18 protein-coding genes are annotated in these 22,138 nt (G+C 73.2%); 7 read left to right on the forward strand and 11 right to left on the reverse strand.

All coding sequences use genetic code 11. The annotated features are described in order from the left end of the window. Window positions 1-166 precede the first annotated feature (166 nt). The 4 genes from OG711_RS35895 to OG711_RS35910 form a co-directional block, all read right to left on the reverse strand. A complete protein-coding gene (locus OG711_RS35895; RefSeq protein ID WP_073788676.1) occupies window positions 167-1,435 on the reverse strand; it encodes an MFS transporter in 1,269 nt (422 codons plus the stop codon). Then, on the reverse strand, window positions 1,432-3,219 hold the full coding sequence (locus OG711_RS35900; RefSeq protein ID WP_329562900.1) for a condensation domain-containing protein: 1,788 nt from the start codon (window positions 3,217-3,219) through the stop codon (window positions 1,432-1,434). Before OG711_RS35900 ends, OG711_RS35895 begins: the two co-directional genes overlap by 4 nt. 150 nt (window positions 3,220-3,369) lie before the next feature. After that, window positions 3,370-4,680 carry a DUF6271 family protein gene (locus OG711_RS35905; RefSeq protein WP_329562902.1) on the reverse strand — a complete coding sequence of 437 codons (1,311 nt, stop codon included), beginning with the start codon at window positions 4,678-4,680 and terminating at the stop codon, window positions 3,370-3,372. Next, window positions 4,662-5,759, reverse strand: coding sequence for a phytanoyl-CoA dioxygenase family protein (locus tag OG711_RS35910; RefSeq protein WP_329562904.1), 1,098 nt, complete (start codon window positions 5,757-5,759; stop codon window positions 4,662-4,664). The genes OG711_RS35905 and OG711_RS35910 overlap by 19 nt, the downstream gene beginning before the upstream one ends. 613 nt (window positions 5,760-6,372) lie before the next feature. Here OG711_RS35910 and OG711_RS35915 point away from each other — a divergent pair. The 4 genes from OG711_RS35915 to OG711_RS35930 all read left to right on the forward strand — a co-directional run bounded on the left by OG711_RS35915 (window position 6,373) and on the right by OG711_RS35930 (window position 9,916). After that, on the forward strand, window positions 6,373-7,230 hold the full coding sequence (locus OG711_RS35915; RefSeq protein ID WP_266511680.1) for a class-II aminoacyl-tRNA synthetase family protein: 858 nt from the start codon (window positions 6,373-6,375) through the stop codon (window positions 7,228-7,230). 128 nt (window positions 7,231-7,358) lie between these two features. Continuing rightward, window positions 7,359-7,619, forward strand: a complete 261-nt coding sequence (locus OG711_RS35920) for an acyl carrier protein (protein ID WP_329562906.1) — start codon at window positions 7,359-7,361, stop codon at window positions 7,617-7,619. Between the two features lie 10 nt (window positions 7,620-7,629). Then, complete coding sequence (locus tag OG711_RS35925; RefSeq protein WP_329562908.1) at window positions 7,630-8,310, forward strand: 4'-phosphopantetheinyl transferase family protein; 681 nt, start codon at window positions 7,630-7,632, stop codon at window positions 8,308-8,310. Window positions 8,311-8,611: 301 nt separating this feature from the next. Next, window positions 8,612-9,916, forward strand: coding sequence for a penicillin-binding transpeptidase domain-containing protein (locus OG711_RS35930; protein WP_329562910.1), 1,305 nt, complete (start codon window positions 8,612-8,614; stop codon window positions 9,914-9,916). 113 nt (window positions 9,917-10,029) lie between these two features. Here OG711_RS35930 and OG711_RS35935 read toward each other — a convergent pair whose 3' ends face one another. Next, window positions 10,030-10,869, reverse strand: a complete 840-nt coding sequence (locus OG711_RS35935; RefSeq protein ID WP_329562912.1) for an alpha/beta fold hydrolase — start codon at window positions 10,867-10,869, stop codon at window positions 10,030-10,032. Window positions 10,870-11,091: 222 nt separating this feature from the next. Between OG711_RS35935 and OG711_RS35940 the strand changes: the two genes are divergently transcribed. After that, window positions 11,092-11,985: a TIGR04222 domain-containing membrane protein gene (locus OG711_RS35940; protein ID WP_329562914.1), complete on the forward strand. Its 894-nt coding sequence runs from the start codon at window positions 11,092-11,094 to the stop codon at window positions 11,983-11,985. A 473-nt stretch (window positions 11,986-12,458) separates the two neighbouring features. On the opposite strand, the gene OG711_RS35945 is transcribed toward OG711_RS35940, so the two are convergent. From OG711_RS35945 to OG711_RS35960, 4 genes are all read right to left on the reverse strand, one after another. Then, window positions 12,459-13,856 carry a hypothetical protein gene (locus OG711_RS35945; protein ID WP_329562916.1) on the reverse strand — a complete coding sequence of 466 codons (1,398 nt, stop codon included), beginning with the start codon at window positions 13,854-13,856 and terminating at the stop codon, window positions 12,459-12,461. A 488-nt stretch (window positions 13,857-14,344) separates the two neighbouring features. Next, entirely contained in the window at window positions 14,345-15,127 is a 783-nt protein-coding gene (locus tag OG711_RS35950) for an isoprenyl transferase (protein ID WP_073788656.1), read from the reverse strand. 38 nt (window positions 15,128-15,165) lie between these two features. Then, a complete protein-coding gene (locus OG711_RS35955) occupies window positions 15,166-15,438 on the reverse strand; it encodes a hypothetical protein (protein WP_329562919.1) in 273 nt (90 codons plus the stop codon). 213 nt (window positions 15,439-15,651) lie between these two features. Further along, on the reverse strand, window positions 15,652-16,479 hold the full coding sequence (locus OG711_RS35960; protein ID WP_329562922.1) for a class I SAM-dependent methyltransferase: 828 nt from the start codon (window positions 16,477-16,479) through the stop codon (window positions 15,652-15,654). A gap of 633 nt (window positions 16,480-17,112) precedes the next feature. Between OG711_RS35960 and OG711_RS35965 the strand changes: the two genes are divergently transcribed. Next, window positions 17,113-17,367 (forward strand): hypothetical protein, encoded by a 255-nt coding sequence (locus OG711_RS35965; protein ID WP_266511652.1) that lies wholly within the window; start codon window positions 17,113-17,115, stop codon window positions 17,365-17,367. Between the two features lie 83 nt (window positions 17,368-17,450). After that, on the forward strand, window positions 17,451-18,347 hold the full coding sequence (locus tag OG711_RS35970) for a helix-turn-helix domain-containing protein (protein WP_218623264.1): 897 nt from the start codon (window positions 17,451-17,453) through the stop codon (window positions 18,345-18,347). Here the strand turns inward: OG711_RS35970 and OG711_RS35975 are convergent. Further along, a complete protein-coding gene (locus OG711_RS35975; protein ID WP_329562929.1) occupies window positions 18,304-20,115 on the reverse strand; it encodes an ABC transporter ATP-binding protein in 1,812 nt (603 codons plus the stop codon). The two genes, OG711_RS35970 and OG711_RS35975, sit on opposite strands and share 44 nt — an antisense overlap. Continuing rightward, the gene (locus tag OG711_RS35980; RefSeq protein ID WP_329562931.1) at window positions 20,112-21,941 is read right to left on the reverse strand and encodes an ABC transporter ATP-binding protein; all 1,830 of its coding nucleotides are present in this window, start codon (window positions 21,939-21,941) and stop codon (window positions 20,112-20,114) included. Before OG711_RS35980 ends, OG711_RS35975 begins: the two co-directional genes overlap by 4 nt. Window positions 21,942-22,138: the final 197 nt, after the last annotated feature.

Below are 22,138 nucleotides of genomic sequence, written 5' to 3' on the forward strand. Positions count from 1 at the left end.
GCTGTCCGTTGAACACATGCCCCCCTGAGCGAGGTTCGCGGGCCCGCGCGGGCCCGCTCACTCAGGAGAGGCGGGTCCGGTGGGCAGGGGCGTTGAGTGCGGAGCCGACGAAGTCCGGAACTGACGGTTCGGTGGCCTGTTCGGGCCGGTCCGCTCCGGTCCCCGGTCAGCCGCCGCCGTCCTCCTTCCCGGTGGAGCGTTCCGGTGCCCGGCCGAGTCCGCGGATCGCGGGCACACAGAGCATGACGGCGATGAGGACGAAGGACATGACCGAGGAGAAGAGCAGTACGCGGTCCGCCCCGAACGACTCGGCCGCCGGACCCGCCAGCGCCCGGCCCAGCGGAATGACCATGATCGATCCGGCGACGTCGTAGGCGGAGACCCGGCTGAGGACGGCCAGCGGGATATGGGACTGCACGCTGGTCGCCCACATGACACCCCAGAAGGCGAACCCGCAGCCCGCCACGACACCGGTGAGCGCCGTCACGGTGAAGGACCAGCCGAGCGCGGGCGCCAGCGGGTTGAGCGCGAAGAAGAACATGGCGCAGGCCCCCGCGACAAGCGGTCGGCGCGGCCGGACCCGCATCCCGAGCAGCCCGCCGATGATGGTCCCGGCGCCGTCGGCGGACGCGATCCAGCCGTATCCGCTGGCCCCGTGCTGCTCGGTGAGCAGCGCCGCGCCGAGCGGCAGGGCCGGGCCGAAGACGAACAGACCGTAGACGGCCCAGACGGCGATGACCCCCCACAGCCAGGAGCGGGCCCGGAACTCGTGCCAGCCCGTGGCCAGCCGCTGCCACATGGGGGCGTCGCTGTCGTCCCGGGCGGTGCTCAGCTTGCGCAGCGGCGCGAGGCCCAGCGCGCTCAGCGCGTAGGCCGCCGCGATGACGACGAAGGACCCGGCGACATCCCAGTAGGCCACGAGCAGACCGGCCACCCCGGGACCGAGCAGGGTGCAGATCGCCTCGGCGATCCGCAGCAGCGCGTTGGCGCGCTGGATGTCCTGCGCGACCTGGGGGACCATGCTCGCGAGTCCCGGCTGGAACATGGCGGTCGCGGCACCGCTGAGGGCCATCAGCGCCATGATCTGCCACAGCCGTACGTCGGTCGCGACCAGCAGCGCGGCGAGCGCGAGCATGGCCACCATCCGCACCACATCGGCGCCGACCATCATCACCTGCGGGGTGAACCGGTCGGCCATCACGCCGCCGAAGAGCACCAGCAGCACGATCGGCGCCATCCACGCGGCCAGCGCGTATCCCACTCCGGCGGCGCCGTATCCGGCTCCCAGTACGGCGGTGGTGAGCGAGACCATCAGCATGCCGTCGGCCAGCAGCGAGGTGCTGCGGGCGGTGAAGAACAGCCGGAAGCGGCTGGAGCGCCATGGGCTGGGGAGGGAGTCCGGCTCCCGCTGGACGGTTGTGTCGTCGATCGTCATGTCACATCTCCCCGGCCCCGGCCGGTTCCTTCCATGAGAATCCGCTGCCGGAGCCAGCCATCGCTCCGGTCGGCCTCCGCGGGCGGACCCTGGACGATCACATACCGGCGGGGGGCCAGCAGTCCGGGTCGGCCGGGGAGGGCGGCCATCAGTGCGGCATGGGCCTTCTCCGGTGTCGGCGGGGAGCCGTCGGAGGCGATGAACGCCGTGAGGTGCCGACCCGCCCGGTCCTCGGACGCGGTGTCCGAGGGCGCGGTGTCCGGCGGGGCGTCCGTGTCCGGGCTGCCCACGGCGACGTGCACGGGCAGTCCGCCGAGTGCCTGACTCAGGGCCTCCGCCACGGCGGGCGGTGAGACCCAGCAGCCGTCGACCCGGGTCCAGCCGGTGTCACGCCCGACCGGCCGGACCCCCGTCACCTCGGTGAGGTCCGTGAACGGCACGTCCTGTGTCCCGGCCGCCTCCAGCAGCCGCACCAGTCCGGTGACGAAGGCTTCCGCCTCGTCCCGGGTGAACAGCCCCGGGTCGACCCACATACCGAGGTGGAGCACCGGCGCCGTCCGATGGACGAAGGTCAGGACGCGGGTCGGCAGCACCTGGTCCGGTCCCCAGCTCAGCTCCGGTTCCGGTCCGTCCGGGGCCGGGGTCGCGGCGGCGAGGGTGGCGGGCAGGGTGCTCACGTCGTTGAAGACGATGTCGCGCGCGAAGTGACTGCCCCGCTCGTACGTCGTGTCCCCGATCATCTCCCACAGGCGCAGCGCGTCGAACTGGCTGTGCCGGTAGGCGTTGAGCGCCGCGCCCCACGCCTTGCGCAGGAGCGCGTCGAAGGACGGGACCTGGACATCCAGGGAGAGCAGGGCGTCCTGGGACACGGTGTTCACCGTGCGGGCCAGCCGGGGCAGGAACCGGTTGGAGGTCGGCACGGCGGCGACACAGGTGGTCTGGCCGGTGCGGTGGGCGATCAGCGCGCACCAGGCCGTCAGCAGCACGGTGGACGGCAGCCCGCCGGTGCGCTCCGCCACCCGGGCCAGCGCCTCGGCGCCCCGGGGCGAACGGAGGGTGAGCTGCGGTACCCGGACGTCGGTGCCGGTGGCACGGGGTTCGGCGAACATGGCCTGGGGCCCGGTGCGGATGATCTGTTCCCAGTACCGCAGGGACGCCTCGGACTTGCGGAGCCCGGCCGGGGCCGCCTCCTCGGCGGCGAGGCCGAGCGGGGTGAGGGCCGTCACCGGCGGGAGCGTGCCGCCGGCGAGCAGGGTCAGCCATTCCTCCCGCAGCACCGCGAGGGCGCTGCCGTCCGTCGCCGCGTGGCTGGCCGTCACGGCGGCGAAGGCCGGAGCGCCGTCCTGGGCGACGACGGAGACACGCAGCGGGAACTCCCGGTCCAGCCGGAAACGACCGGCCCGGGCCCGGCGGGCCACCGTGGTGGCGTACCGGGCGCCGTCCGGGGGGAGTTCGGCGTGGTCGAGGACGGTGACCGTGAACTCCCCCTCGCCCGCGACGACCTGCTCGCACGGTGCGGTGCCCGACGCGTGCGGGAAGGTCGTGCGCAGCGCTTCGTGGCGTACGACCAGCGCGCGCAGGGCGTCGATCACCGCTTCCAGCCGGGTCCCGGCGGGGACGGGCCACACATCGTAGATGTTGATGTGCACCGGATCGTCCCGCAGGACGCAGCGGATCATGTTGGCCTGCCCCATCGTGGCGGGGCCCCTGCGTTCCGTACCGCCGGTGTACGGGACGGTGCGGGTCCGGGTGCTCCTCGGCCGCGAGGAGTCCCGCTCGCTCACCGGCCTGGGGCCGGTGCGGCCCGGAACGCTGGTGTCGATCGTGGACGACGGCTCATGTGATGCCTTTCGCGGACTGCTTCCGGCAGGTCGGGGTGGCGGTGCGGGGGATGTGGGTCCGGTGCGGGCGAAGGCCGACCGGTGCGGCCGGGTTCACCGGGCGTGCGCCGCCCCCGCGACGGCACCGGTGCGGGTCAGGGGTTCCCAGACGTCGATCAGGAAGGCGAACTCCGCCATGTCCGTCCGGGCCTCGGCGAGCAACTGGTCGCGGCGGGCGGCGAAGAGGTCCGCGGCCATGGCGTAGCGGCCGCCCAGCTTCCGGTAGGAGCGGTCGAGGACATCGAGCCGTTCGGCGTTGTCCGTCCGCTCCAGCAGCGCGCTGTCCCTGACCGACTCCGCGACGGCGTCGGCGCGTACATGCCCCGCCGCGTCGAGCAGCGCGTCACCGGCCTCCCTCATCCGCGCGTACACGGCGTCGAAGTACGGGGTGGACAGCAGGAACTTCGCGAGCCGCAGCTGGTAGGCGAGGAACCCGCTGTCCGAACGCCGCTCACCGGTATGGAAGTTGACGATATGGCGGTTGTGCAGGACACCGGGCAGCCGGGCGTCGTGGACCAGATGGATCAGGAAGTAGTCGCTGCCGATGGTGTCGGTGGCGGGCGGCAGCGGCACCCGGGCGTAGACCTCACGGTCGAAGCCGATGTTGCACATGTCCACCCGGGTGGGGGCGACCCTGGTGAGCGTGGTGAGGTCACCGGTGAACGGCGTGGTCCCGGCGCCGCGGAACGACTCCTCGATCAGGTTCCCGCGCCAGATCTCCGGATATCCGGCGGGGACCGACAGACCGACGACATCACGGTAGATCCCGGGGTCGAGCCGGCGGATCTCCGCCACGTCCACGGACATCTCACCGACGAAGGAACCGCCGACCAGGGCCACCGGCCGCTGCGCGTACGCGGGGTCGAGCCTGCTCCGGGACACGAGTCCCGCCACCTCGTCGGCCCGCCGCCCGAGGTGTGCAAGCTCGTGCTGGAGGGGGAAGACGGGCTCGCCGTCCAGGTACTGGTAGCGGCTGTCGGAGTCCCGGCGGTGCACCGACGCGCAGCCCAGCGCCTCCGCGATCAGGAAGGCACGGTTGGTGCAGGCGCCGTAGGACGCCCGGGCCGGCAGCATCAGGTCGAGCACCCGCTCCGGCGCGGCGACGCCGGAGCGGGCGATCACCTCCCGCAGGAAGCGCCGCTGCCCGGCCTCGTCGAGATGGTGGACGACCACCCCGGGTGCCGGGGCCAGCGCGTCCACCACCTCCCGGTGCTCCGCGAGCACCTGGTCGCCGGAGGAGTCGAGGATCAGCAGACACACCTCGACACCGAAACGGCGGGCGCCGTACGCGGCCTCCTCGGCGACCGCCCTGATGGTCGCCGCGCAGGCCCGGTCGGTGGGGAGGGTCAGACAGACACGGCGCACGACTGGTCCCCGCTCCGCCCGTCGGCCGCCGTTTCCTGGTCCGTGTCCTTCCAGGAGGTGAGGCCCAGCAGCCGGCTGCCGAGTCCGTCGAGGGTCGCCGTGGGGTACCGCTCGGACTCGTGCAGCACCGGATCGCCGACCAGGGTGCGGTTCCAGCGCGGGGTGCGCAGATGCCGCCAGGCGTCGACACGGGACCGCCTGAGCCGCTCGTGCTCCTCCAGCGCCGGCATCATCGACAGGTACTGGACCGCCCGTACGGAGTCCGCCGAGACATTGCGTGCCACTCCGTGGGCGAGCAGACCGTTCCAGATCAGCAGGTCGCCGGGGCGCAGCTCGGGCCGTACGACGGGGAACTCCGTCCGGTCCACGGCGGGGCGGATGGGGTCCCGGCCCGCGGGCTGGGCGATCCGCCATTCCTCGAACCGCCGGAACAGCTCCGGGCAGCACTGGAATCCGCCGGTCTCCGGCCGGGTGTCGTTGAGCGCGATGATCCCCTGCACCCGCTGCGGCGGCACCCCGAGCGTGGTGTCGATGTCCCAGTGCAGCTCGATGTCGAAACCCCGGTCGGTGGGCTCGATCAGGGCACGGTCACGGTTCTTGACGTTGGGCGGGTTGAGGTTGAGCCGGTCCTGGGTGACCCACAGTTCCTCGCAGTCCCACACGTCGACGAAGGCGTCGTACACCCGCTGGGCCTGGCGGCTGTCCCAGAGCAGCTGGTGGTGGTACGCCTCCACGAAGCCGTACACGTGCAACTGCTGGTCCAGTTCGGAGCGGAAGGGCCGGTCGTCGTACCAGCTGTCCGGGCGGTCCGGGTCGAGCCCCTGGAACTCCCAGGTGAAGTCCAGCAGCCGCCGGGCCGACGCCGCCGGGATCGCTTCCCGGACGATGACGTACCCATAGGTCTGCCAGTGCGCGAAGTCCTCCTCGGACAGCACCCGCAGGGGCCGGGACTTGGTCATCTCCCGCAAGGTGGTCTGCGCCAGATAGGACTCGCCGTCCGTGCTGAAGTACGGGAGGTCCGAGGCCGCCCGGTGCAGATAGGGGCGCCGCGGGCGGCGCTGGGGTACGGATGTCGTCATAAGGCCCCTCCAAAGTGGGGGTCGGGGGGAGCGCTCCCGTGGTGGCCGGGGGCCCGGACGCGGCCGTCCGCCGCGGGCGACCGGAATGCCGGTTCCGCCCGGTGGGCGGACCCCCGGAAGCGTTCCGAGCTCCCGGACGTCAAGCGCGGGGCAGGGGACAGGGACAGCGATGACAAGCGCTTCTCCTCGGCCGGCGGACAGCACGCGGCGGCCCTCGGCGGAGGGCTTGCGACGGACGGCATGGATGGATGGCGACGCCGTGGCGGAGGTGCGGTCACCACGTCCTTCAGCAGGATTGGTTTAGACCAACCCTCTTGTCAAGTCACCGTTTGGTAAGCCGAGTTACGGCAGCTCCGGACCACAATGGCCACGTCGGTGCTGACCGTCGGGTCAGGCGGCTTTGGTCTAGACAATGCCCAAGTGGCTGGCTTAGTGTCCCCATGCGCGGCTCCGGCCCCTGATGGGGCATCGGTCGGCTTCCCCGCTGCGCTGAGGTCAACGGCGACCACATACAAGGCCGTTCGCGCCGCCGCCATCACCACGCGGCGAATCCGTTCCGCCGAACCGGCCGACACCCTGATCGTTCGCCCACGTCCACAGGGAGCGGTTTCCCATGAGTACCCCCAGCGTCACGGCACTGCCGGACGGCTGTCTGAAGAACCCCGGTCCCGGCCTGGTCACGCTGGACCCGGTCCGCACCGCGCTGCTGCACGGTCTGGACGACCTGCTCACCGGGCTGGCCGCACGCCTGAAGGCCCCCGAGGTGGTGGGCCCGCCGCTGCTGTCCGTCGAAGGGCTGACCCGGCTCGACTACTTCCGCAACTTCCCCCATCTGGGGGTGTCCGCCGGACGTTTCGCCCCCGAGGCCGTCGACGGCCTGGCGGCCGGTGAACCGCCGGGGGAGCTGCCGCTCCGGCCGACCGGCCATCTGCTCCCCTCCGCCACCTGCTACGGGCTGCTGCTCTCCCTGGAGGGCCAGGACGTCGGCGAGGCCGGACTGCGCCTTTCCGCCACCGGCCGCTGTTTCCGCAACGAGACCCACTACGAAGGACTGCGGCGGCTGTGGGGCTTCCATATGCGGGAGGTCCTGTACCTCGGCACCAAGCCCGGCGCGACCGAACACCTCGAACAGGGAGCCGTGTTCGTCCAGGAACTGGCCGGACGGCTGGGTCTGGAACTGACCCGGGCCGCCGCCGACGACCCGTTCTACGACAAGGGCGGCTCCCGCGCCCGGCTGATGGCGCTGGACCCGGTCAAGCACGAGTTCAGCGCCCCCGACGGAACGGCCATCGCCTCCGTCAACCGGCACCGCAACTTCTTCGGTGAGCGGCTGGACATCCGTGCCGGTGCCGACGGGCCGGCCCACAGCGCCTGCGTCGCCTTCGGCGTCGAACGCTGGGTCCACGCGATGATCCTCGCCCATGGCACCCCCGAGCAGGCACTGGACGTACTCGGCGCCGCCCGGACCTGACCCGCCCCGTTGCCCGGCCACCGCCCCCCGGCGAACCCGGACACCGGCCTTCGGACCTCCAGGGGTCCCCCCAACACCCCCAGCAATCCCTGGCAATCCCTCGGACAGCAAGGAGCGAGCCCACCCCCATGGAACGTATCGCCGAGTGGCTCCACGAGAAGAACCCCGGCCTCGACGGCGGGATCGACGCCGACGAGGACCTCATCGAGGCACGTCTGATCGACTCCATGGACTTCCTGGAGTTCATCGATCTGCTGGAGGACATCTCCGGCACCACCATCGACCTTCAGCAGGTCACCATCGACGACTTCCGTACCCTCGGCCGGGTACGGGAGCGGTTCCTGAGCCCCGCCGGACCGGCCGCCGCCGCCCACGCGCCGGCCGGATGAGCACCCGCCCATGACCGGCGGTCCGAGGCCGCGGGGCCGGACGGCCATGGCCGTGGTGGCGACCACCGCGGAGGTCCTGGCCCACCCGGAACTGCACGAGGGTCTGCTCGCGTCATGGGAGCTGCGGCGGCTTGCCCGGACGAGACTGCCGGGCCGCCGCGACGACGTGCTGGCGGCGCGGCTGCTGCTGCGGCTGTGCGTCGCCCGGTACACCGCACGGCCGCTGCGGGAGGCGGCCCCGGCCCAGTATTGCGCCGACTGCGGGGGAAGCGGGCACGGCCGCCCGTATCTGCCCGCCCACCCCGGGGTCGGCGTCAGTCTGAGCCATACCGACGGGTTGGTCGCGGCGGCCGTCGGCCCCGGCGCCGTCGGTGTCGACGTGGAGCCCGCGGCCAGGCGGCCCGGCCCCCTGTCGGTGCTGAGCCGGCTGCTCCCCGAGGCCGAGATCCGGGAAGCGACCGCCCGGCCGGATCCCGGCGCGGCGCTGCTGCGGCTCTGGGTGCGCAGGGAGGCTTTGCTGAAAGCAGGTCAGGAAGACGTCCGGCTGCTGGAGTGGACGGACCGGCGGCGGGCGGCCGTGGTGACGGTGGCCAGCGCCGCCCCGGCCACGACCTTCACCGTCGGCCCCCGGAACTCGCTGTCCGTACCCTCCGGCCCTCAGCCCGAGTCCCGTTCCGACGGTGGGACCTGACGCACCTTCCGGGAATGCCAAAGGCCCCGGGTCCCCCTGAGGGGAGGCCGGGGCCTTGATCGAGCGCTGGGCAGGCCTTGCACCTGCATCCCCCCACGGGAAGTGGGGTGTCTTTCCTTGGACCACCAACGCCGGTCCCACTGCCGTGGATCACGGCCGCGAGCACATGACCGACTATATCCCAGGAACGGAACGCCCTCCAACTCGGCGCGTCCACCCCCATGTCCCGCGCCGAGAACCGGCCGAACGCGGTGCGCCACGGCCCCAAACCCCCTGCGGCCAGGGTTGTTAGGGTGATCGGATGCCGCTTCCCTCTCGCCGCTCCGTCGCCGTGTCCACCGCGATGGCCACGCTGCTCGTCGCTTCCCTGTCGGGATGCTCCACGGACTCCCCGGGCGGGGCCGACGGCGGAAAACCGACCGGCTCCGGAACGGCCAAGGGCGCCACGGACGCCAAGCCCCCCACCTCGAAGCCTGACGGAGGCTTGGGTGACGTGCTGGTGGACGGCCGCCGCGTCACCGGTTCGAAGCCCACGGGCATCGCCAAGGTCCCGTTCGAACGCACTTACACCGACGGCGAGTTGTACTCGGCCGTCACCGGATACCGCGCGATGATGTTCGGCGTCGCAGGGCTGGAGGGGTTGGCGCAGGAGGAGATCGAAGCGGGTAAGGATCTGGCGACGACCGTCGACCCCGCGGTGCAGCGCGCCGCCTTCGACGGACTGCGCGGACAGCTTGGTGCCGCGATCGCCCTCGACGCGGAGACGGGCGACATCGTGGCCCTGGTGAGCGCCCCGTCGTTCGACCCCGGTTCCTTCAGCGGGAACACGTTCGCGGAAGAGAGGGTGTGGAAGCGGCTCAACGAGGACGACGACAAACCCATGCTGAACCGGCCCCTGCTCCACACCGAGAACCCGGGGTCGGCCGCCCATGCCGTCGTCGCTGCCGCCGCCCTGGAGAAGGGCCTGCTCGCTTCGGTCGACACGCCGACCCGCAGTCCCGCCGTCCATGTCGTCCCCGGGAGCACGGCGGAGTTCTCCGGCGACCCCGGCCGTTGCGCGGACGCCAGTCTGCGGACCGCACTGCGCTACTCGTGCGCGAACGTCTTCGCCCGTATCGCGTCCGACCTGGGAGCCGAGGCGCTGGCGTCGACCGCCGCGGACTTCGGATTCCGCCAGGAAACCTTGTACACCCCGCTGCGCGTCGACGAGAGCGTATGGCCGGACCGGCCCGAGAACGCGACACAGCTCGCCCTCACGGCCAACGGTCTCTTCGAGGTCAAGGCCACCGCGGTCCAGATGGCGATGCTGATGGCGGCGATCGGCAACGGCGGGAACCGGCCCCACCCTCAGCTGCTCGTCGATCCCGTGGAGCCGGAGTCCGCCAGGCGGGCCGTGTCCCGGCGTACGTCCGACCAGTTGCGTTCCGCCCTCGGCGCGTCCGTGAACACCTGGGTCCCTTCCGCCTCGGTCACCTGGGCCCTGTCGTACACCCGCACCGCCGCCGGTCGCCCCCTGGCCGTCGCGGTCTGCTTCTCCTCGGCCGACGACGCCACGGAGCGGGGTGCCCGGATCGCCCAGCGGATCGCCGCGGCCGACCAGGGGTAGTCGCCCGGTACGCGCTGACGTGAGTCGGCGGCTGACGGCACGGGAGCGGACCGCCTGGTCGGAATGATCCGGGGCCGGCCGTCCAGCAGCGCGGCAGGGGAATCGACGCCAGGTCAGGGCGAGGCCGCCTGGCCGGACCGCGCGGGCCGCGCCCAGGTGTCGGCTTCGGCGAGGAAGTCCCGGATGGGCGGTCCCACCGCGCGGGCGAGGTCCTCCGGCGTGCGCAGGGCCTCGCAGACGGCGACCGGGGCCAGCCGCCCGCGCGGGAGGGTGCGGGCGACCTGCTCGGCCAGGGCGGTGGGGTGGCGCGCGTCCGTGCCGGGGACGACGAGAACGGGTGCGCGCAGTGTGCGCAGCTCGGTCACGTCGCGGAAGGCGCGGTCGTGGCCGATGGCGGCGGCAGCGGCGACGCTGGCCGCGTCGGAGCGGGGGATCGCGTCCCGTACCGACGCGCCGACGACCGGCGGGAACATGTCCAGGACAGGAGCCCAGGCGGCCTCCAAGCCCTTGGTGAGGGCCCGTTCGGCGAAGGCGTCCAGGAAGGCGGCCTGCGCCTCCCCGGCCTTGTCGTCCTCGATGTCCTCGACGCCGATCAGGATGCCCGCGCGAATCCGGTCAGGATGGGCGAGGGCGGCGCGCAGAGTGATCGTCGAGCCCAGTCCGGTACCGCCGACGACCGCTTGGGCCGTACCCAGACGGTCGAGCAGGGAGACGAGGTCGGCGGTGTAGCGGGCCCAGGTGTGGCGCGGCGGGTCGGCGCACCGGGACCGGCCGTATCCGCGCACGTCCGGCAGGACGACCGTGTGCCGGTCGGCCAGCAGCGCGGCGAGCGGCAGCAGGCTGTGGTGGTCCGGCCCACCGCCGTGCAGCAGGACGACCGTGCTGTCACCGGTGCCCAGCGTGACGGCGTGCAAGGGGGTTCCGTCGGAGGCGGTATGTGTCAGCTCTGTCATGGTGGGTGCATTTTGCCTGACATTCCCTGCTTTACCGGCTCTTCCGGCGGGCGGCGTGGGTCGTGGCTCGCCGCCTTGCTCCCCGGACCTTGTCGACGGCCTCGCGGACCCGCCGGAACGAGGAGTTCCATGGGCGTCGCCCGGGCATGCCGTCCTCGGCGGACATGGGGCCGGAGGCCATCCGGGGGAGGACCGCCGAAAGCTGCGACGAGGGCGGGGCCGATGGGGACATTGCAGGGGTACATCGTCGGGACCTTGGTCGCCCTCGCCGCGATCGGCGCCGTCGCCCGGGAGGGGCGCCGCCTGCGGGCCGCCCGCCGGGCCCTGGACGCCCGGATACGGCCGCCCCGGTCGGCGGACACCCCGCTCGACCTGTACGAAGTGGCCTATCTGTGCGGCGGGGCAGGACGTGTCGCCGTGGTGGCCGTGGTGCGGATGCACGCCGAGGGCCGGTTGCCGGTGCGCGCACGGGCGGCCCGTTGGATCACGGCCGAGCCCTCGGGGGAGCCGCGCGACGGCGTCGAGGCGGCAGTGCTCGGCGCGTTGGCGGCGCGGCGTGACGACGACGGCCGGTCGCCGTGGCCGGTGGAGCTCTTCGACAGCGACCCGCCCGTACGGGACCTGCGCGAGCGGCTGGTCCTCGCGGGCCTGCTGCGCGACCGGTTCGCACCTGTCGGCGTACTGCACCACCATCCGGTGTCCCGCGCCTACTACCGAGCCTGCGCCCGCTTCGCCCGAACGCTGCGCCTGGCGTCCGCGCTCGCCGTCGCGGGCGTCGTCATCGCGCTGCTGTGGCGCGCCTATCCGCCCCTCCTGGTGTATCCGCCGCTGCTGTGGGCCGGCCGACGGCACCGGGACAGATACGACGCCGGCACCGGCTCGTACGGTGAGGTCACCGACGCCGGCCGAGCGGCGGTACGGGCCACGGACGCCGCCGACGGCCCGCTGACGGCCGACCGCCGGCAGGTGTGCGAAGTGGCCCGGTCCGGTCCGGACTCCCTGCCCGTCCAGCACATCCTCCGCCCCGCGCCCGCACCACCGTGGCAGCCACCGGAGCCCGGCCCGGAACCACCGCGGATCGTCATCGACGGCTCACCCGGCCTCGGTGGCCTCTGAGGCACCTCGTGCCGATGGAAACCCCCGCCGGTGCCGCGAAACGGGGCAAAGGATGTGAAATGCGACCGGTCGTCCGGGGTGGTGCGGGAACGGTTCGCCGCCGAGGCCCGCCCATCAGAAGGTGATGATCGCCCGGGAACAAGAGGCGCTGACCTCGGAACGGGACGCGGTGCGAGGTCGCGTGGTTCGGATGGATGGAGCACGGTCAAAATCGATTCTGCGGGTTGATGTCCGCTTCCCGTGCAGCGATTCCCCGGGATACCGGGCCCGGGTGCGGTACACAGCGGGCGTGGACGATCCTTTCGCGTTGAGCCCTCCGGCGCTGCCCGAGGAGCCTTTCAGGGGTATGCCGCGGCCGGAACGGCGGGCGGTGGGCCCGGACGATCCCTGTTCCCGGTGCGACGGCTGCCAGTTGCCCATGCACGTCTGCGGCCGAGCGGAGGCAATGCCCGGTGACACCCTGGACGGGACGGTCAGCCGGCGGGCCCGGTGTTCCCGTCCGTCGAGGGGGCCGGCTTCGGACGGGTGACGGTGCGCGCGTGGTGGAGCACGGCCGCCGCGTCCGGCCGGTCCCGGAAGCCGCGCAGCGATGTGCGCAGATGCTTGAGCGCGTGGTCGGCCGGAGCGGCGCGCAACCCCGGATAGTGGTCGAGGAAGACATGCCAGTGGACGCAGGACTCCTCCAGGCGCCCCAGGGGCAGCAGCGTCGCGGCCAGCCGGGCATGGGTGAGAGCACCGGATCTGTGCCGGTCGGCGCCGCGTGCCGCCGCCGACGAGGTGAGCGCCCGTGCGGCCTGGGGCGCGTCCCCGAGGGCGAGCAGGGCCAAGCCGCGCTGGTAGTCGAGGCCGGGGCGCGGATACATGCTGAAGGGGCCGGGCGGACCGGTCGCCCGGTCGTGCTGCGCCTCGGCGGCCGTCAGGTCGTCGACCGCCTGCCTGCGGTGGCGCGCGTACGCGTGGGTGAGGGCGCGCTGGCTCAGGAGGAAGGCCCGTGCTGACGGATCGTCCGAGGACCGGGCGGTGTCCACGGCGGTGTCGGCGAGTTGCCGCGCCCTGGCGTGGAACCCCAGACGCAGGGCCTGAAGGCTCATGGCCCGCAGGGTGATCGCGTACAGGCGGCGGTCGTCGGCCTCGTGGGCGAGGCCCAGAGCCGTGGTGAAGTAGCGCTGCGCGAGGCTGGGGTGACCGGCGTCCATAGTCATACGGGCCAGTACATGCGTGAGTTGGGCCGCGCCGGAGAACAACTGCTTGCGCAGGGCGGCTTGCGCGGGGGCGACCAGGAGCCGGCTGGTGTCGTCGGTGAGATAGGCGGCCAGCGCGGAGCGCGCGTGCGCGCCGCCGTAACGCTCCATGAGGTCCACGAAGACCTGGGACATCTCTTGCAGCGTCCTGACCTCCGCGGCCGTGACCCGGGCACCCGTTCTCCGCGGTCTGACGGGCAGGGGCCGACCGGGCCGCCAGTCGGGGGAGGCGTCGGGGTCCAGGCTGTAGGCGGAGTCGGTGAGCCGTGGACGGCCCGCGGGGTCGGCGTCGGTGCGGCTGAGGACGGTCAGTCGGTCCACGACGTCGTCCGTCCCGGCCCCGGACGCCAGCAGCGGGTCGTCGGCGGGCCGCCCGGGTCGGGCGAGGCCGGTCTCCCCGACGGTGACCAGGCGTCCGGTGCGGCGGCTGAAGGCGGAGGCGACCAGGTCGGGAACAGGGGGCCGCGGACGGGAGCCGGTGAGCCAGTGCGCGACCGACGTGCGGTCGTACCGCAGCGTCAGCCCTTGCGCCCTGCCTATGCCGTTGACCGCTCTGGCCAGGTCGGCCGGGTTCCAGTCGGCCTCGTTGAGCAGAACTCCGAGACGCTGATTGGGTTGATGGCGTGCCATGGCCCCGTCCTCCCTGGCTGAACGCTGTCCGCGGGACGGCCGACGGGGTGACCTCCCCCGTGCCTGGGCGCGGGCCGGTCATGACGAGAAGGCTGCCGGAACGGCCCGCGTATGCCGAGGACATGGTCCTCGCCGCTATCATCCCGGTCCCGGAGCCTGCCGGACAGTCACCGGAGCCACCCTCTTGGTCCATGGCCCGGGACTTCCGCCCCGGCCGCGAGGAAAGCTGTCTTCAACGTCCGCAAATGGCGGTAACTGCCCGACATCGCAGGCGGGTTGTCGGTCGTGGTGCCGGTGAAGGGTGTCCCGGAGCGGGCGGGCGAGCCGGATCGGCGGCGATCAGTATCCGCTTTTCGTCCCCGGCCGACCGGCGAAGGACCGGCCGCTCGGCGAGCTCGCGGTCCCCGTCCCGGAGCAAGTCACGGGCAGTGCTCCGCAGGCTGTCCGGGCACTGACCCGCCCGGGCCCCGGTGCCGGCCGACGGGCGGTCACTTGCCGAAGCGGCGCTGGCGGTTCGCGTACGAGCGGAGCGCGCGCAGGAAGTCCACATGGCGGAACGCGGGCCAGTAGCAGTCCACCCAGTGCATCTCGGCGTACGCGGACTGCCAGAGCAGGAAGCCGGACAGCCGCTGCTCGCCGGAGGTGCGGATGATGAAGTCGGTGTGGGCGGCGGTCGGCGAGTACAGATGCCGGGAGATGTCCCCGATGTCGAACCGCTCGACCAGTTCGGCCGCGTCGCCCCCGGCCGCCATGTGTTCCTCGAAGGCGCTCTTCACCGCGTCGACGATCTCGCGCCGGCCGCCGTAGCCGACCGCGACGTCCACCTTGAGCCCGCCCCGCCCGGCCGTCACGGCGGCGGCGTCCTTGAGCACCTGGGCGCCGGCGCCGGGCAGCATGTCGAGGGAGCCGATCACCTGCACCTCCCAGCGACGGCCCTCGGCCGTGATGTCCCGGACGGTCTCCTCGATGATCTCGATCAGCGGGCCGAGTTCCTCGGCGGGACGGCCGAGGTTGTCGTCGGAGAGCATGAAGAGGGTCACGTGCTCGATCCCCGCGGCCGTGCACCAGCCCAGGAACTCGGTCACCTTGGCGCCGCCCGCCCGGTATCCCTCACGGACGTCCGCGTGTCCCGCCTGCCGGGCCCAGCGCCGGTTGCCGTCGAGCATGATCCCGACGTGCTGGGGGCGCGGCAGTCCGGCCAGAGTGGCGGCCAGTCGGCGCTCGTACACTGCCTCGATCGGCCGTCGGAGGAACAGCGGGAGCAGCTTCATGAACCCTCATCATCGCGTCGTGGACCCCTCGCCGGACCTTACCAGGGGCCTGGTGACACCCCTGGTGAGCAGGGGCGTTGCCCCAGCGGTCGCTCCGGCCGGCACGCCGGGGCGGCCGTACCCGGCGCTGTGCCCCGGCGCGCCGGTCGCGGTCGGTGGGCGGCGGGGTCCCAGGCCGCCGGGAGCAGCGCGGGCTTGGTGAAGAACAGGTCCCGTTCCCAGGGGACATCCTGCTCCGAGACGGCGAGGAACAGCGAGGGGTCCTTGACGCAGTCCCCGAGTTCGAGGTGGTGGACCAGCGGGGTGACCACCCCGTGCCCAGCGGGGCGACCAGGGGTTCGGAGCCGGTGACGAACAAGTACGACACCGTGCCGTGCAGTTCGGCGTCGCTGATCTCCCCGGCGGCCTCGGCCCGGATGAGCACCTCGATGGGCCCCACATGCCCGGCCCACTCCGCCAGCCGCTCGCTCTCCGGCGAGCAGGGCTGGACCAGGAAGGGTGAGGGTGACGTCTGTTGCCGGACTTCACTCGCTGTCGGAGCTGTCGGGGGCGGGGGCGGGGGAGGTGTCCGACGTGGTGGGCGCGGTCCGCGGGCCGGCCTCCGCCTGGATGATCAACGCGTGCGGGCAGTGCAGATAGTCGGCCCAGAACTCGTCGCCGTACTCCTGGCGGCCCTGCTCGGAGACCTTGGGGCGGATCCAGGAGATCCGGTCGAAGCCCGCTGCCCGCAGCGCCCGTTCATGTGCGGCGGCCGACCACCGGAAGTAGTCCACGTCCAGGACCTCCTCACCCACCCACGCCTTCAGATGACCCTTCGTTCCCTCGCCCACCGGCTCCCGCGCGCTGAGCTCCATGCCGTAGGGCCGGTACCAGCCGGGGGCGGTGGAGTGGTCGGGGTTGAGGGTCGCGGCCACGAACCGTCCGCCGCTCTCGGGCAGGGCCCGCCGGGCCGTGGCGCAGAGCCCTTCCAACGCCGCCGGGGTCGGGGCGTAGGGCAGCACGTAGACGGCGGTGACCAGGTCGAACGCCCCCTCGATGGCGGGCAGGTCATCGGCGGACGGTGCGGCGGCGTCCGCGACGAGGTACTCCGCGCCCAGCCCCTCACGTCCTTCACGGCGGCGCGCGTAGTCCACCATCGCGGTCGACTCGTCCAGCCCCACCGCGCGTGCGGCGCCCTCGCGGCGCAGCCGTCGGACGTACAGCCCGCTGCCGCACCCCAGGTCGAGCACCCTGCGCCCGGTGACATCGCCGACCGCGTTCAGGAAGCTGTACGCCTCGATGTGTTCGCGGAACGGCATCTCCTGGACGCTGTGCTCGTATGCGGCCACCGCTGTGTCGAACTGGCTTTCCACAGCCATCTCCTCGCTTCAGGATTCCGTGCGGCACGCCCGGGTCCGGGGCGACGGGATCCAGCCCGGCGAAGCCCTCCCGGGCCCGGGCGTTGCCGCTGTGTTCGGATCGCTCGTGGGGTGAGGCTCCCGGCGTCGTGCCGGTCCTCTCCGCGGGACGTGACGACGTGCCGCGAAGGCTCCGGTGTCATGGCACCGGCAGGGCCCGGCCTCGCCACCGCCCCCGAGGGGCCCGTGGCGGGCGTCGTCCGGCGGGACGGTCCTGTACGTGCCGGCCCCGGCCGAAGCTCCCGCTCACCTGTCTCCACCATCCGTGCCAGGGGGCGGGTTCGGAAGGGGTGCGGGCGGGCGGGGTCGTTCACGCGTTGAACGCTTGCGCGCTTGTGAACGGCTTCGGCGTGAGCGCCGACTGCCGTTCCCGCGTGGGCACGGATCCCGCGTGGGCACCGACCGATTCCGCGACGCTCCGGGGACGCCGGCCGTCGGCCTCGGGACGCGGATCTGCCGGACCCGCCCCCGGGTTCGCTTGCGCGCGGGCGGGCCCGGGAAGCGGCGGGGAACCTTCCGGTGCGGCTGTCCGTCAGGGAAGTGACGCCGGGTTTCCGGCTCGTGTCCCTGCGACAGAGGCGGATTGCCATGCGGACGAGCGACACGGACAGGACGAGCGACACGGTGACGGCGAGCGACACGGACAAGCTGGAGACCACCCTGGGCGCCGGTCGGCGGGTGACGCTGTCGCTCCCGCCGACGGACGCGCCGTGGGCGGCGGGCGGGGTCGGCGCCCTGCGGGCCGTCCCGCCCACGCACACCGAGCACGACGAGAACCCCCCGCCGCTTCCCGAGGAGCCCGCGCTCCCCCTTTCCGTGGCGATGCTGGGCCTCGGGATATGAGGTGCGCCGACGGGCCGGGGTGACCGGTGCGGCGGGTGGGCGCGGAAGGGGTGCCTGACCAGGGCGGAGCTATAGTGCTGCGCGTGCAGAGGTCCGAGGTGGTGAGGGAGGGCGCGAGGCGCGAGGTACGTGCGCCGTACGCGATATCCACCTCACGCATGCGCCGTGAGCGCTATCCGCACGGGCGGACATGGGAGGCGCACACGCATCTCTTCGACCATGAGCTGCTCTGGGGGGTCAGCGGGTCGGTGACGGCCACGGTGGACGGGGTGTCCTGGACGGTGCCCCCGACCGTGGGGCTCTGGGTCCCGGCCGGGGCGGTGCACGAGGTCACCACAGGGCCGGGCGGCGACTTCTACACCACGTACTTCCGGGGCGAGGTCTTCACCCCGGCCACGGAGCGGTCCGGGGTCTGGGCCGGGCCGGGGCTGGTCGCCGTCTGCGCCGCGCTGCGCGAGATCCTGCTGCACATGCGGCGCTACGGGATGACGCTCGCCGCGCGGAACCGGGCCGAGCAGGTCGCGTTCGACCTGCTCCAGCCGCTGGAGATCGCGGCGGTCGAGGTGCCGATGCCCACCGACGCGCGGGCGCTCGTCGTCGCCCGCGCGCTGATCGCCGATCCCGCCGACCCCCGGGGTCTCGCCGAGTTCGCCCGGCTCTCCGGATGCGGTGTGCGTACCCTCACCCGGGTCTTCACCGCCGACACGGGGATGAGCTTCGTGCAGTGGCGTATCCAGGTGCGGGTCCGGGCGGCGCTCACCTATCTGGCGGGCGGGCTGCCGGTGTCGGTGGTCGGACGGCGGGTGGGGTACAGCACCCCGAGCGCGTTCGTCGCGGTGTTCCGCCGGGTCACGGGGCGGACGCCCGGTGAGTGCTTCGGCGTCGTGGAGGACTCGGGGTACGCGGACTACCAGGGGCACGAGGACCCCGAGGGGTTCACGGACCTCCCGGGGCTCGCGGGGCGGGCAGCGGCGGGATAGCCGGGGGCCGCTGTGCCGTCCAGGCCCGCCACAGCCGGGCGTAGGGGCCGTCCGAGGCGAGCAGCCCGGCATGGGTGCCCTCCTCGACGATCCGTCCCCGGGCCATCACCAGGACCCGGTCGGCCGACGCGGCCTGGTTCAGCCGGTGGGCGACCGTGATCGCCGTACGGCCCGCCAGCACGGCGTCCGTCGCGGCGTCCAAGGCCCGGGCCCCGGCGCTGCCCGCGTCGGCGGTCGCCTCGTCCAGGACCACGATCGGCGGGTCCAGGAGCAGGACCCTGGCCAGCGCCAGTTGCTGGGCCTGGGGCGCGGTGAGGGGATGGCCGCCCGCGCCGACCACCGTGTCCCTGCCGTCGGGCAGGGCGCCGATCCAGGTATGGGCGCCCACGGCCCGCAGGGCCCGTTCCAGTGCCGCGTCGTCCGCCCCGGGGACGGCCAGCCGCAGATCGTCGGCGATGGTACCGGCGAAGACATGGACCTCCTGGGTGACCAGGGCGACCGTGCGGCGGGTGGCCGCGGTGCCCAGTTCCCGGGGTTCGACACCGCCGAGCCGGACGGTCCCGGCGGAGGGCTCGTACCCGCCGGCGATCAGCCGGGCAAGGGTCGACTTGCCCGCGCCGGTCGTCCCGACGAGGGCGACCCGCTCGCCCGGTGCGACGGTCAGGGACACCTCGCGGGGGACGGTGAGGCCCGGACGGTGGGAGTAGGAGACCCCGGTGAGGGCGAGGGAGCCGTCGCGCGGGTGCGGCGGGTCGGCCGGTTCGGCGGCGTGGGGCACCTGGGTCACCCCGACCAGCCGGGCGAGGCCCGCGCCCGCCTCCTGCAACTCGTCGAACACACCGAGCAGCTGGCCCACCGGGTCGAAGAGCCGGTGGAAGAACAGCGCGGCGGCCGTCGCCTCGCCCACGGTGACCGTTCCCTCGCCGACCAGCCGGAAGCCGACCGCGAGGACGGCCGCCAGCCCGATCAGCTCGGCCAGGTTGAGACGTCCGAAGAAGCGGGTGCGCAGCCGGGTCGCCCGCAGACTGTGCGAGACGGCCAGGAGCGAGCGGTCCGCGATGGCGTCCAGATGGCGGGGGCCGCGGCGCATCGCGGTGACGGTGTCGGCCGCGCCGAGTGCGTCGAGGAGCGCCTGCGCGCGTTCGCCCTCGGCGGTCCGCTCGGCCCGGTAGACCGGCCCCGAACGGCCGAGGTACCAGGTCAGGGCGCGGATCTGGACGGGTGCCGCGACCAGTGCCGCGAGGGCGAACCGCCAGTCGAGGGTGCCCAGACCGACGAGGGTCAGCGCGATGCCCAGCAGCGCGGTCACGAAGACGGGTACGGCCTGCGAGGCCGCCTCGGTGACGACCCGTACGTCACCGGTGATCCGGGCGACGAGATCGCCGCGCCCCGACCGTTCGACGTCCTTCGGGGGAAGGCGCAGCGCGCGGTCGAGGACGTCCTCACGCAGGTCGGCGACCATGTGTTCGCCCGCCTGGACCACCAGATAGTGGCTGAGCGCGCCCAGCACCGCCTGGAGCACGGCGATCGCGGCCAGTGCCCCGCCCAGCAGATGGAGCCTGCCGAGGGCGTCGCCGCCGTGGCGGACGACCTCGTCGACCATACGGCCGAGGATCAGCGGACCGGCCAGCCCGACGGCGGTGGAGGCGGCCAGCAGCAGTACCGCCCACAGGGTCCGGGCGCGGTGCGGGCGCAGCAGCCGCAAGGCGGCGCGGCGGGTCGTGGCGGTGTCGGCGACCGGCAGGAGGGAGTCGTGTCCGGTGGTCATGCCAGTACCGCCGCTCGGTAGGACGGGGACGCCGTGAGCAGCCCGGTGTGGGTACCGGCGGCCTGGGGGCGGCCGGCGGGGAGCCAGACGACGCGGTCGCAGACCGCGAGCAGCGTCGGGCTGGTGGTGAGCAGCAGTGTGGTGAGTCCGGCCCGGTCCCGGCGCAGCCCGTCGGCGATCCGGGCCTCGGTGACGGAGTCGACCGAGGTCGTCGGGTCGTGCAGGACGAGCACGGGTGCCCGGGTCGCCAGGGCTCGTGCCAGGGCGATGCGCTGGCGCTGGCCGCCGGAGAGGGTCAGCCCCTGTTCGCCGACGGTGCTGGCGGGTCCGTCGGGCAGGGCGTCGACCACGTCGTCGGCGCAGGCGGCGGTCAGCGCGGTCGCGATCGTCCGCGCGGTGGTCCCCGGGCCGTCCGGGGCGATGTTGTCGGCGATGGTGCCCGCGAACAGGGCGGTGTCACGCGGGGGAGCGACGACGGTACGGCGTATCCGGTCCGGGTCCGTGCCGCGCAGGTCGGCGCCGTCGAGGCGGACGGTTCCGGCGTCGGGGTCGATCCGCCGGGCGCAGCAGTCCAGCAGCGCGCGGGCGTGCGCGGCGTCCTCGGTGACGACGCCGACGAGTTCGCCGGGGGCGACGCGCAACGACACCCCGGTCAGTGGTCCGGCGGCACCCGCCGGGGCGTGGACGGTCAGGTCTTCGAAGCTGAGCACGGCGGTACGGGCGGGTGCGACGGGCTCGGGGTCCGGGGTCCCGGTGGGCCCGGCCGGGGCGTCCCGTACCTCGACGGCGGGCGGGGTGCCGAGCAGCGCGGCCACCCGGCGGGCCGACGCGCGGGCGCGGGCCAGACCCGATCCGAAGTACGCCACGTCGACGAGCGGTCCGCGCAGGAACTGGGCGAGTCCCACGACCGCCACCAGCTCCCCGACCGTGAGGGTGCCCCGCGCCGCCATCCGCGCGCCCACCAGCGCGATCAGCGCCAGGAATCCCCCGGTGACCAGGGTGTTGGCGGCGGTGTACCCGGCCTGGGCGCGTTCCGTGCGCAGGGTCGCCGCGAGGGCGGCGCGGCTGACCTCGCGGTAGCGCCGGGCGGCGTGCGGCTGGGCGCCGATGCCGTCGAGCACCCGTAGTCCGGTGAGCAGATCCGCGGCGGTGGCACCGGCCTTCGCCGCGGACGCGTAGTCGCGTTCCGTCCGTCGTTCCAGCGGGCGGCTCAGATACTGCATGGCCACCAGGACCGGTGGTGTGCCGAGCAGGACCAGCAGCCCGAGCGGCACCGAGATCAGCAGCAGGGCCACCGCCGCCGTGACGATCGCGGCTGCCGCGGCGAGCTTGCTGCTGAGGGTGTGGGTGAAGCGCGACACGTTCCGGGCGTCGGCGGTGGCCAGCGAGAACAGCTCGCCGGGCATCGTACGGGTGGCCGTGCCGAGGGGGTCCAGGGCCCGCCGGGCCACGGCCATCCGGACCTGGTGGCCGCCGTGCTCGGCCACATGGGCCGCCGCCCGCGCGGCGAACCGCCATGACAGCAGCAGTCCGCCGAACAGCACGGTGAGCACGAGGAGCCAGCGTCCGAGGGCGGCGGCGTCGCCGGTGGCGACCGCGCGGTCGATGACGGCGCCGATGGTGACCGGTATGAGTGCTTCGGCTACTTGATGTCCGGTCAGTCCGACCGAGGCGGCGGCCAGCCTGCGGCCCCGCCGTTCACCGGTGAGTGCCTGGCGCAGTACGGAGCGGGCGGTGGCGGGCACAACCTCGTGGGCGCCGGTCGCAGGTGGGGTGGGCGGGGCGGGGGACGCCGTGGCGGACGGCGTTTCGAGGGAGGCGGGCATGGGAGCCGACCGTACCGCCGCCCTCTGCGGCGTCCCCTCGGGCGGGCCATTCCCTGTCGTGAACGGGCCATGGGTTGGCCGAATGGCCTCTTGGCGACAGTGAATGGCGTGTGCTCGACATGGCCGCTTGCGCCCCACTCATCCGTTCGACTATTCATAGGTAAGGCTTACCTAATATTCCCCGATTCTTCGTACCG

This window comes from Streptomyces uncialis (genome assembly GCF_036250755.1).
GTDB lineage: Bacteria > Actinomycetota > Actinomycetes > Streptomycetales > Streptomycetaceae > Streptomyces > Streptomyces uncialis.

What these genes read in the sequence shown, in the direction of transcription:
- OG711_RS35895 (WP_073788676.1), bottom strand. Translation starts at nt 1,435, where the DNA reads ATGACGATCGACGACACAACCGTCCAGCGGGAGCCGGACTCCCTCCCC.
- OG711_RS35910 (WP_329562904.1), bottom strand. Translation starts at nt 5,759, where the DNA reads ATGACGACATCCGTACCCCAGCGCCGCCCGCGGCGCCCCTATCTGCAC.
- OG711_RS35915 (WP_266511680.1), top strand. Translation starts at nt 6,373, where the DNA reads ATGAGTACCCCCAGCGTCACGGCACTGCCGGACGGCTGTCTGAAGAAC.
- OG711_RS35920 (WP_329562906.1), top strand. Translation starts at nt 7,359, where the DNA reads ATGGAACGTATCGCCGAGTGGCTCCACGAGAAGAACCCCGGCCTCGAC.
- OG711_RS35925 (WP_329562908.1), top strand. Translation starts at nt 7,630, where the DNA reads ATGACCGGCGGTCCGAGGCCGCGGGGCCGGACGGCCATGGCCGTGGTG.
- OG711_RS35930 (WP_329562910.1), top strand. Translation starts at nt 8,612, where the DNA reads ATGCCGCTTCCCTCTCGCCGCTCCGTCGCCGTGTCCACCGCGATGGCC.
- OG711_RS35935 (WP_329562912.1), bottom strand. Translation starts at nt 10,869, where the DNA reads ATGACAGAGCTGACACATACCGCCTCCGACGGAACCCCCTTGCACGCC.
- OG711_RS35940 (WP_329562914.1), top strand. Translation starts at nt 11,092, where the DNA reads ATGGGGACATTGCAGGGGTACATCGTCGGGACCTTGGTCGCCCTCGCC.
- OG711_RS35945 (WP_329562916.1), bottom strand. Translation starts at nt 13,856, where the DNA reads ATGGCACGCCATCAACCCAATCAGCGTCTCGGAGTTCTGCTCAACGAG.
- OG711_RS35950 (WP_073788656.1), bottom strand. Translation starts at nt 15,127, where the DNA reads ATGAAGCTGCTCCCGCTGTTCCTCCGACGGCCGATCGAGGCAGTGTAC.
- OG711_RS35965 (WP_266511652.1), top strand. Translation starts at nt 17,113, where the DNA reads ATGCGGACGAGCGACACGGACAGGACGAGCGACACGGTGACGGCGAGC.
- OG711_RS35975 (WP_329562929.1), bottom strand. Translation starts at nt 20,115, where the DNA reads ATGACCACCGGACACGACTCCCTCCTGCCGGTCGCCGACACCGCCACG.
- OG711_RS35980 (WP_329562931.1), bottom strand. Translation starts at nt 21,941, where the DNA reads ATGCCCGCCTCCCTCGAAACGCCGTCCGCCACGGCGTCCCCCGCCCCG.